The sequence below is a fragment of the Bacillus sp. V3B genome (assembly GCF_024494465.1).
Classification (GTDB): Bacteria; Bacillota; Bacilli; order Bacillales; family Cytobacillaceae; genus Bacillus_BD.
On the sequence record NZ_JAETXM010000101.1, the window covers coordinates 1 to 319 of the forward strand.

Annotated in this window: 1 protein-coding gene; it reads right to left on the minus strand. The window is 37.6% G+C overall.

Annotated features, from left to right (window positions below; translation table 11 throughout):
* Nucleotides 1-121 (minus strand): IS3 family transposase (locus JMM81_RS23260; RefSeq protein ID WP_375162442.1); only part of this gene is annotated, 121 nt, incomplete at its 3' end.
* Nucleotides 122-319: the final 198 nt, after the last annotated feature.

Below are 319 nucleotides of genomic sequence, written 5' to 3' on the forward strand. Positions count from 1 at the left end.
TACGTTGTTTTAGGTCCAAACGGATACGACGATATCCATAGTTCCCGTCATGTTCCTCAAACAGGGATTGAATACATTCTTCTAGTTCCTGATTCGGATTCTCTTTCTTCCTCATTTTCATATGATAATGGTAGGAGGATTCAGGAATTCCTACTATTTGTAGAACATCTTTTAGTTTGAACGTTTCTTTGAGTTCGTACGATAATGCTGTTTGTGCTTTTCGAGATAACCTTCCGGATCCATCTGAAAAGCTCGTAACTTTTTTAAGTATTCTACCTCTAAACGAAGAAGCTCGTTTTCTCTCTCCAGTTTTTGTTCA